The organism is Streptomyces sp. NPDC027185 (assembly GCF_055567035.1).
In genome coordinates this window covers 583,027-598,274 of sequence record NZ_JBVHRF010000004.1, presented here as the reverse complement: position 1 = coordinate 598,274, position 15,248 = coordinate 583,027, and the positions used below count along the sequence as shown (strand labels likewise).

At 74.0% G+C, this 15,248-nt stretch carries 12 protein-coding genes and 1 pseudogene; 6 read left to right on the top strand and 7 right to left on the bottom strand.

Translation table 11 applies throughout. The features are described from left to right. The first annotated feature begins 4 nt into the window (after positions 1-4). A complete protein-coding gene (locus tag ACZ4M8_RS16225) occupies positions 5-1,273 on the top strand; it encodes an MFS transporter (RefSeq protein ID WP_467607584.1) in 1,269 nt (422 codons plus the stop codon). 20 nt (positions 1,274-1,293) lie between these two features. Here the strand turns inward: ACZ4M8_RS16225 and ACZ4M8_RS16220 are convergent, their stop codons facing one another. Next, positions 1,294-2,343, bottom strand: coding sequence for an urea transporter (locus ACZ4M8_RS16220; protein ID WP_467607581.1), 1,050 nt, complete (start codon positions 2,341-2,343; stop codon positions 1,294-1,296). A gap of 100 nt (positions 2,344-2,443) precedes the next feature. Next, positions 2,444-3,085 carry a TetR/AcrR family transcriptional regulator gene (locus ACZ4M8_RS16215; protein ID WP_467607580.1) on the bottom strand — a complete coding sequence of 214 codons (642 nt, stop codon included), beginning with the start codon at positions 3,083-3,085 and terminating at the stop codon, positions 2,444-2,446. 216 nt (positions 3,086-3,301) lie between these two features. Between ACZ4M8_RS16215 and ACZ4M8_RS16210 the strand changes: the two genes are divergently transcribed. Then, positions 3,302-3,931 (top strand): TetR/AcrR family transcriptional regulator, encoded by a 630-nt coding sequence (locus ACZ4M8_RS16210; RefSeq protein WP_467607577.1) that lies wholly within the window; start codon positions 3,302-3,304, stop codon positions 3,929-3,931. 49 nt (positions 3,932-3,980) lie between these two features. Here ACZ4M8_RS16210 and ACZ4M8_RS16205 read toward each other — a convergent pair whose 3' ends face one another. Continuing rightward, a complete protein-coding gene (locus tag ACZ4M8_RS16205; RefSeq protein WP_467607576.1) occupies positions 3,981-4,442 on the bottom strand; it encodes a MaoC family dehydratase in 462 nt (153 codons plus the stop codon). Between the two features lie 294 nt (positions 4,443-4,736). On the opposite strand from ACZ4M8_RS16205, the gene soxR reads away from it, so the two are divergent. Then, positions 4,737-5,327, top strand: coding sequence for a redox-sensitive transcriptional activator SoxR (gene soxR / locus ACZ4M8_RS16200; RefSeq protein ID WP_467607575.1), 591 nt, complete (start codon positions 4,737-4,739; stop codon positions 5,325-5,327). A 281-nt stretch (positions 5,328-5,608) separates the two neighbouring features. Here the strand turns inward: soxR and ACZ4M8_RS16195 are convergent. After that, positions 5,609-5,881, bottom strand: a pseudogene (locus ACZ4M8_RS16195) (3-keto-5-aminohexanoate cleavage protein); the annotation flags it as partial. A gap of 12 nt (positions 5,882-5,893) precedes the next feature. Beyond that, the gene (locus tag ACZ4M8_RS16190) at positions 5,894-6,580 is read right to left on the bottom strand and encodes a hypothetical protein (RefSeq protein ID WP_467607573.1); all 687 of its coding nucleotides are present in this window, start codon (positions 6,578-6,580) and stop codon (positions 5,894-5,896) included. 224 nt (positions 6,581-6,804) lie between these two features. Between ACZ4M8_RS16190 and ACZ4M8_RS16185 the strand changes: the two genes are divergently transcribed. Then, entirely contained in the window at positions 6,805-9,621 is a 2,817-nt protein-coding gene (locus ACZ4M8_RS16185; RefSeq protein WP_467607571.1) for a penicillin acylase family protein, read from the top strand. A gap of 71 nt (positions 9,622-9,692) precedes the next feature. Here the strand turns inward: ACZ4M8_RS16185 and ACZ4M8_RS16180 are convergent, their stop codons facing one another. Together ACZ4M8_RS16180 and ACZ4M8_RS16175 are read right to left on the bottom strand one after the other, a co-directional pair. Next, complete coding sequence (locus tag ACZ4M8_RS16180; RefSeq protein WP_467607568.1) at positions 9,693-11,027, bottom strand: MFS transporter; 1,335 nt, start codon at positions 11,025-11,027, stop codon at positions 9,693-9,695. 96 nt (positions 11,028-11,123) lie between these two features. Beyond that, positions 11,124-12,401: an exo-beta-N-acetylmuramidase NamZ family protein gene (locus ACZ4M8_RS16175; RefSeq protein ID WP_467607566.1), complete on the bottom strand. Its 1,278-nt coding sequence runs from the start codon at positions 12,399-12,401 to the stop codon at positions 11,124-11,126. Positions 12,402-12,572: 171 nt separating this feature from the next. On the opposite strand from ACZ4M8_RS16175, the gene ACZ4M8_RS16170 reads away from it, so the two are divergent. Beyond that, positions 12,573-13,340: an SDR family oxidoreductase gene (locus tag ACZ4M8_RS16170; protein WP_467607564.1), complete on the top strand. Its 768-nt coding sequence runs from the start codon at positions 12,573-12,575 to the stop codon at positions 13,338-13,340. 193 nt (positions 13,341-13,533) lie between these two features. Beyond that, positions 13,534-15,207 carry a class I adenylate-forming enzyme family protein gene (locus ACZ4M8_RS16165; RefSeq protein ID WP_467607562.1) on the top strand — a complete coding sequence of 558 codons (1,674 nt, stop codon included), beginning with the start codon at positions 13,534-13,536 and terminating at the stop codon, positions 15,205-15,207. Positions 15,208-15,248: the final 41 nt, after the last annotated feature.

The window sequence follows — 15,248 nt, the reverse complement described above, 5'->3', positions numbered from 1 at the left end:
TCCCGTGACGGAACCCGCGAGGCCCGGCAGGGGCTGGCTGCTGCGGCTGGTCCTCACCTTCTCCTGCGCCCAGGGAGCGGTGAGCACGGCCCGGCCGGCCGTCTCCTACCGGGCCCTCGCACTCGGCGCCGACGAACGCGCCATCGGCGTCATCACCGCCGTCTACGCCCTGCTCCCGCTGCTCGTCGCCGTACCGCTGGGACGCCGCACCGACCACGGGCGGTGCGCGCCGCTGCTGGTCACCGGCGTCGCGCTGATCACCGGCGGCTGCGCGCTCAGCGGTCTGGCCGGATCGCTGCCGGTGATGGCCGCCTGGAGCGGGGTGATGGGCCTGGGCCACCTCTGCTTCGTCATCGGCGCGCAGTCGATCGTCGCCCGGCGCAGCGCCCCCGTCGACCGCGACCGTAACTTCGGCCACTTCACCATCGGTGCCTCCCTCGGCCAGCTCGTCGGGCCGGTCGCCGCCGGGCTGCTGATCTCCGGGCACTCCGGCGCGATGGCCGCGACCAGCGCCCGCGCGCTGCTGCTCTCCGCCGCCGTCGCCGCCGCCTCCTACGGGGCGCTGTGGCGGCTCGAACACCGCCCCGCGCCCGGTGACGCGCCCGCGGCGGCGGACCGGCCGGCGCCCGTCCCGGTCCTCGGCATCCTGCGCACCCGGGGCGTCGCGGCGGGCATCTTCATGAGCCTCGCGGTCCTCTCGGCCACCGACATCCTCACCGCCTACCTCCCGGTGATCGGCGAGGACCGCGCCATCGCCCCGGCCACCATCGGACTGCTGCTGAGCCTGCGGGCCGCCGCGACCATCGCCTGCCGCCTGGTGATGACCCCGATGATCCGCCTGCTGGGCCGGACCACGCTGATGGCCGGAAGCTGCGCGCTCGCCGGGCTGCTCTGCGGCGGTCTGGTGCTGCCCGTGCCGGTGGCGGCGCTGGGCGTGATGCTCATCCTGCTCGGCTTCTGCCTGGGCGTGGGGCAGCCGCTGTCGATGACGACCGTCGTCCAGGCGGCGCCGGACCGGGCCCGCTCGACCGCGCTGGCGCTGCGGCTGACCGGCAACCGCCTCGGCCAGGTCGCCGCGCCCGCCACGGCCGGTCTGCTCGCCGGACTCGCCGGGACGGCCGCCCCGTTCGTCATGCTCGGCGCCCTGCTGCTTGCCTCCTCGGGCATCGCGGGCCGTCCGCCGAAGTCCGCGGAGAGCGCCGCCGCGGGCACCGGGCCGTCCGGTGCGGACCGGTCCGCGTCAACCCCGGCGCACGGGGAGCGCCAGGGCTGACGGGGACGGGCCCGCCGGGTTCAGACCGCCACGGCGGTCTTCGCCCCGGCGCCGTCCGCGGCACCGGCGGGCGCCGCCGCGCCCACCCGCCGCAACCGCGGGAAGGTCGGGGCGGCCACCAGGAAGACCAGCGAGACGAGGACGAACGGCCAGGTGAAGGTGTGGCCGCCGGACGGGGCGAAGAGCGCCGCCATCGCCGAGCTGAGGCAGGTCGCCGCGGCCGCCGCGGCGACCGCGTACCCCAGGCTCCAGGCGTCGGCGACGAGGAACACCCCGCACAGCGCCATCGCCACCAGCACCGCGTTGTAGCCCATGGTGCCCTCGGCGACGTCGACGGCCGGTGCGCCCATCGCCCAGGCGGTGAAGATGCCCACCGCGCTGCCGACGCAGGCCATCACCCCGGCCCGGCGGCTGGCCACGAAGATCCCGACGAGGAAGATCAGGCCGACGTACCACTGCGGCATGAAGAAGATCTGCGCGAAGTCGGCGAAGAAGGCGTGCCACAGATCGGTCCAGCCGAGCGTGGTGGGGCCGCCCGCCGGGTGGGTCAGCGCGGCGAGCCCCTCACCGTTGTGCCAGATGTGCTCGAAGCCGGGCGCCGCGATCGTCATGGAACTGGCCATCAGGCAGTACGGCAGCGTGAACGTCGGCAGGTCCCAGGTGGCCAGGACGCGGGCGGCGGCGCCGGTGACGACGGTGACCACCGCGCTGCCGGCGAGCGCGAGCAGCATGGTGGAGAGGTGGTCGGCGCCGAGGAAGACGGCGAAGCCGACCGCGACCAGACAGGCGTTGAAGCCCTCCAGACCGGCGGTGATCCGGTCCCGGTCGACGCCCAGCAGCCGTGCGGTCGCGGTGCCCACCGCCGTTCCGAGCAGCCCGTAGACGCCGTACCGCCAGCCGGAGGCGAACAGCGCGGCGGTGAAGAACGCGCCGGTGAGGGCGCTGGGCAGGAAGTCGACCTGCGCCTGACCGCGCAGCACCGCCAGGGCGAAGTTCCACAGCCGCCTGCCGGGGGCGGCCGTGTCCGGTCGCGGGGCGGTGCCCTCGTGTCCGCTCTGCTGGCCCACCATGCCTCCAGATGGCCGGAACGCCCCTGCCGGTCAGAGGCGGGTGCACTCTACATCTAAAAGCTGTGCGGGACGGGTGCGGGTGCGCGGGTGAACCCGCTGGTCACCGACGGTGCGGAGTGCGTCGCGGATGGTGCAGCGCCAGCCCGTCGACCAGCGCCAGCAGCCCGGTCTCGAACGCGCCCTCGTCCACCCGCCGCTGGTGCTCCGCCAGCAGATGCGCCTGCCCGAGGTGCGGATAGGCGTCCGGGTCGTACGCGCCCGGGTCGTCGACGAAGCCCCGGGCGAACGAGCCGAGCGCGGATCCGGCCACGAAGTAGCGGACCATCGCACAGACCCGGGTCGCCTGCGCCGGGGGCCAGCCCGCGTCGACCAGCCCGCCGAACGCCGCGTCGGCCATCTTCAGCCCCGCCGGGCGGCGCCCCGGGCCCTGCGCGAGGAACGGCACGATGTGCGGATGCGCGGCGAGCGCGGCGCGGTAGGAACGGGCCCAGCCCAGCAGTCCGCTGCGCCAGTCGCCGTCCGCGAAGGCGGAGACGTCGACCTGCGCGATGACGGTGTCGGCGACCGCGTCGAGCAACTCGTCCTTGGTCGCGAAGTGGTTGTAGAGGGACGGACCGCTCACCCCCAGCTCGGCGGCGAGCCGCCGGGTGGACAGCGCCGCCAGCCCCTCCGCGTCGATGAGCGCCAGCGCCGCGCCGACGATCCGGGCACGGCTCAGCAGGGGCTTGCGGGGGCGGGCCATGCCCCCATCGTAGAGGCCGCCCCACCGCTGATCAGCGGGGCACGGACGGCGTACGGGGGGCGGTACGGCCGGATGCGACCCGCTTCTCCCGTGGCGTCCGGCCGGGCGATTCCGGGACGCCCCGCGGATATATGTGCTAAGCGTCCGCTCACCCGCGCGGTAAGGTGTGCGGTCCGTCCGTGGAGGGTCCGGGGCGGAGGAAGAACGGGGAGTGCGATGGGCACCGAGGCACGGGAGGCGGCGGGCACCGGCGACGAGTGGGCCGATGTGGCCCCGGACGCCGCGCGGCGCCTGGTCCGCGCCGCCGTCGAGGCGTTCGCCGAACGCGGCTACCACGCGACCACCACCCGCGACATCGCGGGCCGCGCCGGAATGAGCCCCGCCGCGCTCTACATCCACTACCGCACGAAGGAAGAACTCCTCTACCGCATCAGCGGCATCGGCCACGAGAAGGCCCTCGCCATCATGGCCGAGGCGGCCGCCGCCGACGGCACCGCCGCCGAACGCCTCGCCGGAGCCGTCCGCACCTTCGTCCGCTGGCACGCCGAGCACCACACCACCGCCCGCGTCATCCAGTACGAACTCCAGGCGCTCGGCCCCGAGCACTACGCCGAGATCACCGCGCTGCGCCGCCGCACCGACCGGCTGCTGCGCCAGATCATCCAGGACGGCGCGGACTCCGGGGAGTTCCGCGCCGAGGACGTGCCCGGCACCACCCTCGCCGTCCTCTCCCTCTGCGTCGACGTCGCCCGCTGGTTCACCGCCGACGGCCGCCGCACCCCCGACGAGGTCGGTGTCCTCTACGCCGGGCTGGTCCTGCGGATGGTGGGCGCGGGGGAGGGCTGACGCGGGAAAGGCGGGCGCGCGACGCCCGCCCGCCTCCCGTCCGCCCTGGTCAGAAGGTGAACCGGCTGACCGACTCGGCCACGCACACCGGCTTGCCGCCGCCCTCGCGCTCGATCGTCACCGCCGTCGTCAGCTGCACCCCGCCGGGCACCTCCGCGACCTCCGCGATCCGCGCGGTGGCCCGCACCCGGGACCCGACCGGCACGGGCGCGGGGAAGCGGACCTTGTTGGTGCCGTAGTTGATGCCCATCGCCACGTTGTCGACGCGCATCAGCTGCGGGACGAGGGCGGGCAGCAGCGACAGCGTCAGATAACCGTGCGCGATGGTGGTCCCGAACGGACCGGCCGCCGCCTTCTCCGCGTCCACATGGATCCACTGGTGATCACCGGTGGCCTCGGCGAACCGGTCGATCCGCCGCTGGTCGATCTCCAGCCAGTCGCTGGGACCCAGCTCCTCGCCGACCGCGGCCCGCAGCTCGTCGAGCGATCCGAACACCCGGGGCTCAGCCATCCCGTCCGCCTCCTGAATTTTCCCGCGCCGCCCGGCTACGCCCTCCCGGACGCCCGTCGCCGCTGACCGTGTACTGGTTGATCCCTGCGCTGTACTGGTTGATCCTCACGCTAAGCGCTTGCTCAGCATGCGGAGTGGGGCTGCCGCTGTCAACGGAGCGGCGGGTGAGGCGGCGGGTGCGGTGGGTTGTGGCCGGTTCGCGGCCCGGCCTCCGGATGGTCCGGGCTCGGGGCGGCCCGGTCCGTGGACGGCCCGGCGGGCGGCGGGCCCGGCCCCGGGTCCTAGGGTGGGCCCGTGCCTCAGCTTCCCTTCAAGGTCCACGAACTCACCGTCGGCCAGCTCTCCGCGCGCAGCGGCGCCGCCGTCTCCGCGCTGCACTTCTACGAGACCAAGGGCCTGATCAGCAGCACCCGCACGGCCGGGAACCAGCGCCGCTACACCCGCGACACCCTGCGCCGCGTCGCCTTCGTACGCGCCGCGCAGCGGGTCGGCATCCCCCTCGCGGTGATCCGCGACGCCCTCGCCGAACTCCCCGACGGCCGCACCCCCACCCGCGACGACTGGGCCCGGCTCTCCGAAGCCTGGCGCGCCGAACTCGACGAACGCATCGGCCAACTCCTCGACCTGCGCGACCACCTGACCGACTGCATCGGCTGCGGCTGCCTCTCCCTGGAACGCTGCGCCCTCTCCAACCCGTACGACAACCTCGGCCAACAGGGCCCGGGAGCCCAGCGCTTGCGCGTGGACCGGGGAAGGACTGAGCCGGGGAACGCGGCGGACGACTGCGCGGAGGGGAGCCCGGGACGGTGCGAGCCGGGGGCGGGGAGGGGCGGTGAGGTGGCTCCCGGAAGCGGTGCGCTGACTCCCGACGCCCCCGTAGAGTGAAGGAAACCTCTGATCCGGCAGGCAGGACCGCTGGTCAGAGAGGGTGCGCCCCGCGTGTGCGGGGATGGCCCCAGCTCCGCCAGGCGCTGCTCAGCCTCGGCGGCGTGCGCCCCGCGTGTGCGGGGCGAATGTCCGCGCCCTTGTCGGCGAAGGCCCCGGCGGTGCCCGTGGAACCACCGGGGCCGGCCCCGGGATCGGGCTCCCGCGCGTCCGCCGAGGTATCCCCGGCTCCCCGGACCGCCCCCGGCGGAATCCCTCCCGCCCCCAACTCCCGTGCGGCCCGCGACGAGTTCCGCGTTGCTCCGCGCCGGGGAGCCGCCCGGCAGCAGCACGGTGTCCTCGATACCGATGCTGATGCGGGTGGCCAGGCCCAGGCGGAGGGCGAGGCGGAGCACCGGCCAGGTGCCGGCCTCCTCGCCGTGGAGGAGTGCCGGGCGGCCGTGGCGGGCGGCGCCGAGTGCGGCCGGCCGGCACCGGGCCGTGGCCGGGGCCGCCGTCGCGTCGGTGTCGGTGACCTCGGCCGGCACCCGCAGCACCCGGGGGCGCAGCGGTGAGCGGCCGGCCGTTCAGGCGGCTATCGAGGCCCCGAGACGCGCCCCGGACCCGGACGCCGACCCCGTACCGGCACCGGTACCGCCACCCGTACCCGTAGCACGGGCCGCGCCGGGCGTCCCGCGCCGGGCGGCCGCCAGGGTCTCGCGGGTCAGCAGGGCGGCGGGGGTGATCACGCCGCAGTCCGCGCAGACCGGGCCGGCGGCGCGGCGGTCGGGGTCGGGGAGCGGGTGGAAGCGGGTGGAGCCGCACACCGGGCAGTCGTGCCGGGGGCGTCCGGACTCCATCGCCGCGATGACGGTGCGCAGCACCGCCGCCAGGGGCGCCGCCGGATGCCGGTGGGGCGCCGCGCACGGCACGATCTCGCAGCCGCCCCAGGTGCGCCGGTGCCAGGCGTCGAGCGCGCCCGGCTGCCGGATGCCGTCCCGCTTCTCCCGGCGGCGCCGCGCGGTGCACTCCGCCTCGTACGCGAGCCACAGGGCGCGCGCCTCCTCCAGTTCGGCGAGGGCGGCCAGCAGGCGGGCCGGGTCGGGGTCGCGGTCCTGCGGGGCGATACCGGCCCGGGTGCACAGGTGGTGCCAGGTCGCGCGGTGCCCGTAAGGGGCGAAGCGCTCCAGGCATTTGCGCAGGGCGGTGCGGCGCCGTGTGGCGAGGAGCCGCGGATCGCGGACCTGTGTCGCGAAAGCTCTGAAACCGGCCATATTCATCCCACCTCCGTGGGGAGGACCCGACTGGACACGGAAGGGACGTGGCGGAAGGCCGCCCGGATCCATCGAATTTCCTTGCGGATGCCGGGTGCGGGGGCAAAAAGGGCAGGGGTGGTGCGGCGCCCCGCGAGGGATACGAAAAGGTGACTGTTGTTCATCTTCCCGGGAGGTCGTAACCGGCGGTAACGTCCGGCCCACCCGCCTCCCGAGGAGCAGGAATGCGACGACGTACCGGAAGGCTCAGGACCGCCGCCGCGGCAGCCCTGTTCGCCTTGGGTGCCACGCTCTTGGCACCGCCCCCCACCGCCATCGCGGCAGACGGCCCCGACGACTCCGACTACTGCCGGGGTCAGTGCGCCGACATCCTGCCGCCGGGTGCGACGGGCAACGCGACCCTCGCCGAGATCCTGGCGAGCAAGGTCTTCGGCACCCACCCCGCGCACTCCGACGACCAACTCGCCCCGTACGGCGCCCTGGCGAGCGGCTACACCTCGCTCACCGACGACACCCTGACCGACTTCTTCAACGACGCCTCCTTCGGGGTCCCCGAGGACCAGGTCGCCAAGGTCACCGCGCCGCGCGACGACGTCACCATCACCCGGGACAAGAAGACCGGCACCCCGCACATCAAGGGCACCACCCGCTACGGCACCGAGTTCGGCGCCGGGTACGCCGCGGGGCAGGACCGCCTCTGGCTGATGGACCTCTTCCGCCACATCGGACGCGGTGAGCTGACCTCCTTCGCCGGCGGCGCCCTCGCCAACCAGGGCCTGGAGCAGGAGTTCTGGCCGCAGGCCCCGTACACCGAGGCCGATCTCCAGGCGCAGGTCGAGCGGATCCGGGACACCAACGGTGCCCGCGGCAAGCAGGCGATGGCCGACGCCCAGGCGTACGTCGACGGCATCAACGCCTACCGCGAGCAGTCGAAGAAGGGCCGCTACTTCCCCGGCGAGTACGTGCTGACCGGGCATGTCGACGCGGTCACCAACGCCGGGGAGATCCAGCCCTTCAAGCTCACCGACCTGATTGCCCTCGCGTCCGTCGTCGGCGGGCTCTTCGGCAACGGCGGCGGCGGCGAGGTCCCGTCCGCCCTCGCGCTGCTCTCCGCGCAGCAGAAGTACGGCGTCGAGAAGGGCACCGCGCTCTGGGAGTCCTTCCGCGAGCGCAACGACCCCGAGGCCACCAAGACTCTCCACGACGGCCAGAGCTTCCCGTACGCGGTCAAGCCCGCCGAGGCCGAGGGCGTGGCGCTGCCCGACCGCGGATCGGTCACCCCCGAGCAGCTGGTGTACGACCGCACCGGCGCGGCGGGCGACAAGAAGCCCGCCCGGGAGCCGGTCCAGGCGCCCGCCGAGTACCGGAAGCTGGAAGGGCTGTTCAAGGACGGCGTCCTGCCCGAGGGCAGCTTCGACCCCACCCAGCACCGGGGTATGTCCAACGCCCTGCTGGTCTCCGGCAGGCGCACCGCGAGCGGCCACCCCGTCGCCGTCTTCGGCCCGCAGACCGGCTACTTCGCCCCGCAGCTGCTGATGCTCCAGGAGATCCAGGGGCCGGGCATCAGCGCCCGCGGCGCCTCGTTCGCCGGCGTCGGTATGTACGTCCAGCTGGGCCGCGGCCAGGACTACGCCTGGAGCGCCACCTCCGCCGGCCAGGACATCACCGACACCTACGCCGTCGACCTGTGCAACACCGACGGCTCCCCGGCCACCAAGGACTCGGTCGCCTACCGCTACCACGGGCAGTGCGTCCCGATGGAGAAGCTGGAGCGGACCAACTCCTGGAAGCCGACCATCGCCGACCCGACGGCCGCCGGCTCGTACCGGATGCAGGTCTTCCGCACCAAGTACGGCACCGTCACCCACCGCGCCACCATCGGCGGCAAGCCCGTCGCCTACACGGCGCTGCGCTCCACCTACCGCCACGAGGCCGACTCCATCATCGGCTTCCAGATGCTCAACGACCCCTCGTACGTCCGCGACGCGGCGACGTTCCAGCAGGCCGCGCAGCACATCGGCTACGCCTTCAACTGGTTCTACGCCGACTCCCGCGACATCGCGTACTACAACAGCGGCCTCAACCCCGTCCGCAACCCGAGGACCGACCCGGCGCTGCCGATCAAGGCGGCACCGGAGTACGAGTGGCGCGGCTACCGGCCGGAGAACAACCTCACCGACTACACACCGCCCGCCGAGCACCCGCAGTCGGTCAACCAGGACTACTACATCTCCTGGAACAACAAGCAGGCCGCCGACTACGACTCGGCGGGCTTCGGCAACGGCCCGGTGCACCGCGCCGACCTCCTCGACGACCGGGTCGCGGCCCTCACCGCCGAGGGCGGCGTCACCCGCGCCGCGCTGACCCGGGCGATGTCCGAGGCGGCCGTCACCGATCTGCGCGGTGAGGACGTGCTGCCGGAGCTGCTGCGGGTGCTCCAGAGCGCGCCGGTCACCGACCCGCAGCTGAAGAAGGCGGTACAGCAGCTCGACTCGTGGCGCCGGGACGGCTCCCAGCGCCGGGAGACCGCCGCCGGATCGCACACCTACACCCACCCCGACGCGGTCCGGCTCATGGACGCCTGGTGGCCGCTGCTGGTCAAGGGGGCCTTCGCCCCGGAGCTGGGCGGCGATCTCTACAAGGCGCTGGGCGCCAACCTCGCCATCGACGAGTCGCCGTCGGCGGGCCACGGCCCGACCGGCGCGCACGCCGGGTCGGCGTTCCAGTACGGCTGGTGGAGCTATGTCGACAAGGACCTGCGCTCGGTCCTCGGCGACAAGGTGCGGGCGCCGCTGGCCCGCCCGTTCTGCGGCAAGGGCTCCCTCTCCGCCTGCCGGGACACCCTCCTCGACACCCTGCGTGAGGCGGCCGGGAAAACCGCAGAGCAGGTCTACCCGGGTGATGACAGCTGCAAGGCCGGCGACCAGTGGTGCTCCGACGCGATCATCCACCGCGCCGTCGGCGGGCTGACCCACACCGCGATCAGCTGGCAGAACCGCCCCACCTACCAGCAGGTGGTGGAGTTCCCCGCACACCGCTGACCCGCGCACGCGCGCAGCGCACGAGCCGGTCCGGGGCACCCGCCCCGGACCGGCTCGTGCGCGCAGCGGGCTCAGCCCAGTTCGCGGCTGCGGGTCTCCGGCAGCGCCAGGACGCACAGCAGGGACACCACGGCCATCGCGCTGACGTACCAGCCGACCGACGCGGAGCCGAACGCCGACTGGAGCCGGGTGGCGACCAGCGGGGCGACGGCGCCGCCGAGCACCCCGCCCAGGTTGTAGGCGAGCGAGGCGCCCGAGTACCGCACCGTCGTGCCGAACAGCTCGGGCAGATACGCGCCCATCGGCCCGTACACCACGCCCATGCAGAACAGCGCGCCGCCGATGCCGAGGGCGATCAGCGCCGGCTGCCCGGTGTCCAGCAGCGGGAAGAGGACCAGGCCCCACACCACGGCGAGGCCGGTTCCGGCGAGGACCAGTTTGCGGCGCCCGAAGCCGTCCGAGCGGGTCGCGGCCAGCCAGGTGCCCGCGGCGAGGAAGAGGCAGGCGACCAGCGACAGTCCCAGCATCGTGTTCCGGGAGATGCCGAGGGTGCCGGTGGTGTAGGACAGGCAGTAGGTCGTCGCGGTGTAGAAGAGGCCGTACGCGATGATCATGCCGCCGGAGCCCAGCAGCAGCTCCTTCGGATGGCGCTTGAAGACGTCGAACGCCGGGACCCGTCCGGCCTCCTGCGCGGCGCGCACCTTCGCGAAGACCGGCGTCTCGCTGATCTTCAACCGGACGAAGAGACCGACGCCGACCAGCAGGAACGACAGCAGGAACGGCACCCGCCAGCCCCAGGAGCGGAACGCCGCGTCGTCCAGGACCGCGGACAGCAGCCAGAACACCCCGGTCGCGGCGAAGAACCCCACGGACGGGCCCAGTTGCGGGAACGCCGCGTACAGCCCGCGGCGCCGCTTCGGCGCGTGTTCGACGGCGAGCAGCGCCGCGCCGCCCCATTCGCCGCCCAGACCGATGCCCTGCACGAAGCGGAGCAGTACCAGCAGCAGCGGCGCCCAGATGCCGAGCGTGGCGTAGCCCGGGAGCAGGCCGACGAAGGCCGTCGACAACCCCATCATCAGCAGCGACGCCACCAGGACGGACTTCCGGCCGACCCGGTCGCCGAAGTGCCCGAAGATCAGGGAGCCCAGCGGCCGGGCGGCGAACGCCACCGCGTAGGTGGAGAACGACGCGAGGGTGGCGTTCACCGGGTCGAGCCCCGGGAAGAACGCGTCGTTGAGGACGAGGGCGGCGGCGGTGCCGTAGATGTAGAAGTCGTAGAACTCGATGGCCGTGCCGATGAAGGAGGCCACCGCCACCCGGCGCAGGCTCTCCCCGCCGCCCTCCTCGGTGGCCGCGGCGTCCGCCGTTCCCGGCCCGTTCTTCGCTGGTGTCGTATCGGTTTCCACGAGCCGCATGCTCTTGGCCGGTGAGTGGTGCAGTCAATGGGTGGGATAATTTGTCTCGAAATGCGAGATGATGGAGTGTGTTCCTCCGCCGCGCCCCTACGGATACCGCAGGTAGCGGCGGCGCAGGGTCCGGAAGCGGGCCAGATCGCGCTGCCAGGCGCCGACCACCTCGTCCGTTCCCGCGCCCTTGTCGATCATCGTGCGGACGGTCGCGGAGCCGGTCAGCCGGTCGATGCCGTGATCCGGCCGCCAGGTGAAGCCGTCCCACACCCGCTTCGCCGTCACCAGCAGCGCGATACCGGTACGGACCGGGTCGAACGCCGCCCGGTCCGTGACGTGCAGCTGCACCCCGCCGACCGTCTTCCCCGCGAACTTCGAGAACGCGGGCGCGAAGTACGCCTCCCGGAACCGCACACCGGGCAGTGCGAGCCCGTTCACCGCCGCGGCCCAGCGGTGGTCGACGCCCGCCGCGCCCAGCAGCTCGAACGGGCGGGTGGTGCCGCGCCCCTCGGAGAGGTTGGTGCCCTCGAACAGGCAGGTCCCGGCGTAGACCAGCGCGGTGTCCGGCGTCGGCATGTTCGGGCTCGGCGGCACCCACGGCAGCCCCGTCGCGTCGAAGAAGTCACCGCGCCGCCACCCGGACATCGCCACCGTCTCCAGCCGCACCGCCCGCCCCGCGTCCGCCGCCACGAACACGTCGTTGAACAGCCGCGCCAGCTCCGTCACCGTCATCCCGTGCACCTGCGCGACCGGCTTGCGCCCGACGAACGACGCGTACGCCGGATCGAGCACCGGCCCCGCCGCGTCGCGCCCCGTCACCGGATTGGGCCGGTCCAGCACCACGAACCGCTTCCCGGCCAGCGCCGCGGCCACCATGCAGTCGTACAGCGTCCAGATGTACGTGTAGAACCGCGCGCCGACGTCCTGGATGTCGAAGACGACGGTGTCCACCCCGGACGCGGTGAAGATCTCCGCCAGCTCCTTGGCGCTCCTGCCGTACGTGTCGTACACCGGCAGCCCGGTCGCCGGATCGTCGTACCGGCCCTCCGAGCCGCCCGCCTGCGCGGTGCCCCGGAAGCCGTGCTCGGGGCCGAACACGGCGCGCAGCCGCACCCGTTCGTCGGCGTGCAGCACGTCGACGATGTGGCGCAGTTCGGCCGTGACGCCGGTCGGGTTGGTGACGATGCCGACGGTCCGGCCGTCGAGGAGGCGGTAGCCGTCGGCGGCGAGCCGGTCGAAACCGGTCCGCACCGGGTGGCGGACGGGGCCGCCGCGCGGCGCGGCGGAGGCGGTGGCGGGCGCGGCGGCGAGCGCCGCGCCCGCGGCTCCGGTCGCGGCGAGACGGCCGAGCAGCAGACGTCGGGACAGAGGCATGTGCGGCCCTCCGGGGACGGTGAGCGGACAGGTCCGTGCCGAGCGCACCGTAACCCGCCCGCGCGCCCCGGGGAACGCGCCGGACATGGCGCGTCCGGCTCTTCCGCTGCCACATACCGACTGGTTAGTCTCCTCCCGGGGGAGAGCCGAACGACGGTAGGGAGAGCCAGCGTGGAAGCCGTACGGGACAAGGCAGTTGTCGTCACCGGAGCGGGCGGGGGGATCGGAGCCGCCCTGGCCCGCCGCTTCGCCGCCGAGGGCGCCCGCGTCGTCGTCAACGACCTCGACGCGGCCAAGGCGGCGAGGACCGCCGCGGAGATCGGGGGCACCGCCGTCCCCGGGGACGCCTCCGCCGTCGTCCCCGCCGCCCGCGAGGCGCTCGGCGGCGCCATCGACATCTTCTGCGCCAACGCCGGCGTCGGCACCGGCGGCGGCCCCGCCGCGCCCGAGGAGGACTGGGCCCTGGCCTGGGACGTCAACGTCATGGCACACGTCCGCGCCGCCCGCGAGCTGCTGCCCGGCTGGCTGGAGCGCGGCGCCGGCCGCTTCGTCTCCACCGTCTCCGCCGCCGGCCTCCTCACCATGATCGAGGCGGCGCCCTACAGCGTCACCAAGCACGGCGCGTACGCCTTCGCCGAATGGCTGTCCCTGACCTACCGCCACCGCGGCGTCGCGGTCCACGCCATCTGCCCGCAGGGCGTGCGCACCGACATGCTCGCCGCGACCGGCGCCGCCGGGGAACTGGTCCTCACCCCCACCGCCGTCGAACCGGACGCCGTCGCGGACGCCCTCCTCGACGCGATGGCCGAGGACCGCTTCCTCGTCCTGCCGCACCCGGAGGTCGCCGCCTACTACACCGCCCGCGCCACCGAACCCGACCGCTGGCTCGGCAGCATGAACCGTCTCCAGCAGAAGCTGGAGCAGACCGAAGGCAGGTAGCCGCCCAGGGCGCACGGCCTGACGCCACGCGCCCCCTGCCGACCGGGCCGCGCCCCCGCACGGCCCACCCCGGGGCGGCCGACCGCCGCCCCGTCCCTCCCCGCACGGCACCCGGCACCGGCCGGTCCCGTACGCCACCGGCCCCGGGCCGCGTACGGCGGATCCGGTGCCCAGGACGAAAGGGCCGCATCCGATGACCTCCTACCAGGACAAGCCGTGGCTGGCGCAGCTCACCGAGGCGCAGCGCGCGCCCGTCGACCCGCCCGTCTCTCCGCTGCACGCCTTCCGTGACGCGGTCCGCCACGTACCCGACCGCACCGCCCTCGCCTACTTCGACGCCCGCCTGACGTACGCCGAGACCGACGCGCTCTCCGACACCGTCGCCGCCCACCTCGCCGCCCGCGGCTTCCGGCCCGGCGACCGCGCCGTGGTGATGCTCCAGAACACCCCGCACTTCGTCCTCGCCGCCCTCGCCGTCTGGAAGGCCGGCGGCGTCGCCGTCCCCGCCAACCCCATGTACAAGGCGGGCGAGATGGCCCATGTGCTCGCCGACGCCGAGGTCACCGCCGTCATCTGCGCCGACCACACCTGGGACGCCTTCCTCCGCGACACCGCCGCCGCCCAGCCGTCCGTCCGCATCGCCCTGACCGCCTGCGAGGCGGGGCTCCAGACCCGCGACGACACCCGGGTGCTGCGCCCGGAGCGCCTCGGCCCCCGGGCGGGCGCCGACGACCTGCTGACGGTGGCCCGCGGCGCCGCCGCCGGGCCCGTACCCGCCCCCGGCGGACCGGCCGCCACCGACCCCGCGCTGATCAGCTACACCTCCGGCACCAGCGGCACCCCCAAGGGCGCCGTCAACACCCACGGCAACCTCGCCTACAACGCCGAGCGGCAGCACACCGGCCTGGCCCTGCCCGCCGGCTCCACCTACTTCGCGCTCGCCCCGCTCTTCCACATCACCGGCATGGTCACCGAACTGGCCGCCTCCTGGGCCAACCACGGCACCCTCGCCCTCACCTACCGCTTCGACCCGGGCACCGTCCTGGACGCCTTCCTGGAACACCGCCCGGCCTTCACCGTCGGCCCCGCCACCGCGTTCATGGCGCTGCTCGCCCACCCGGGCGTCACCCGCGACCACTTCTCCTCCTTCGCGATGATCGCCTCCGGCGGCGCGCCCGTCCCGCCCGCCCTGGTGGAGGCGTTCCGCGCCGGATCCGGCCGCTACCTCCACAACGGCTACGGCCTGACGGAGACCTCCGCCACGCTCTCCACCGTCCCGCCCGGCCGCGAGGCACCCGTCGACCCGGCCTCCGGCACCCTCGCCGTCGGTGTGCCCGGCCCCGACGCCGTCGTCCGGATCGTCGACGAGAAGGGCGCCGAGGTCCCGTTCGGCACGCACGGCGAGATCGTGGTCCGCGGCCCCCAGGTCGTCGCCGGCTACTGGCGGCAGCCCGACGCGACCGCCCGTGCGATACCCGGCGGCGAACTGCGCACCGGCGACATCGGCTTCATGGACGCGAACGGCTGGCTCTACGTCGTCGACCGCAAGAAGGACATGATCAACGCCTCCGGCTTCAAGGTCTGGCCCCGCGAGGTCGAGGACGTCCTCTACACCCACCCGTCGGTGCGCGAGGCGGCCGTCGTCGGCATCCCGGACTCCTACCGCGGGGAGAGCGTCAAGGCGTACGTCAGCCTGCGGCCCGGCGCCACGGCGGACCCGGCGGAGCTGACCGGCCACTGCCGTGAGCGGCTCGCGGCGTACAAATGTCCCCGGGAGGTCGAGATCCTGCCCGAGCTGCCGAAGACCACCAGTGGGAAGATCCTCCGGCGGGAGCTGCGTGACCGCACCCGCCCCGGTGGCCGCTGACCGGCCCCGGCTCCCGCGAACGACCCGCGCGACGACGAAGG

Excerpts from the sequence above, each read along its gene's own strand:
- ACZ4M8_RS16220 (WP_467607581.1), bottom strand. The coding sequence starts at position 2,343 with ATGGTGGGCCAGCAGAGCGGACACGAGGGCACCGCCCCGCGACCGGAC.
- ACZ4M8_RS16215 (WP_467607580.1), bottom strand. The coding sequence starts at position 3,085 with ATGGCCCGCCCCCGCAAGCCCCTGCTGAGCCGTGCCCGGATCGTCGGC.
- ACZ4M8_RS16210 (WP_467607577.1), top strand. The coding sequence starts at position 3,302 with ATGGGCACCGAGGCACGGGAGGCGGCGGGCACCGGCGACGAGTGGGCC.
- ACZ4M8_RS16205 (WP_467607576.1), bottom strand. The coding sequence starts at position 4,442 with ATGGCTGAGCCCCGGGTGTTCGGATCGCTCGACGAGCTGCGGGCCGCG.
- ACZ4M8_RS16190 (WP_467607573.1), bottom strand. The coding sequence starts at position 6,580 with ATGGCCGGTTTCAGAGCTTTCGCGACACAGGTCCGCGATCCGCGGCTC.
- ACZ4M8_RS16185 (WP_467607571.1), top strand. The coding sequence starts at position 6,805 with ATGCGACGACGTACCGGAAGGCTCAGGACCGCCGCCGCGGCAGCCCTG.
- ACZ4M8_RS16175 (WP_467607566.1), bottom strand. The coding sequence starts at position 12,401 with ATGCCTCTGTCCCGACGTCTGCTGCTCGGCCGTCTCGCCGCGACCGGA.
- ACZ4M8_RS16165 (WP_467607562.1), top strand. The coding sequence starts at position 13,534 with ATGACCTCCTACCAGGACAAGCCGTGGCTGGCGCAGCTCACCGAGGCG.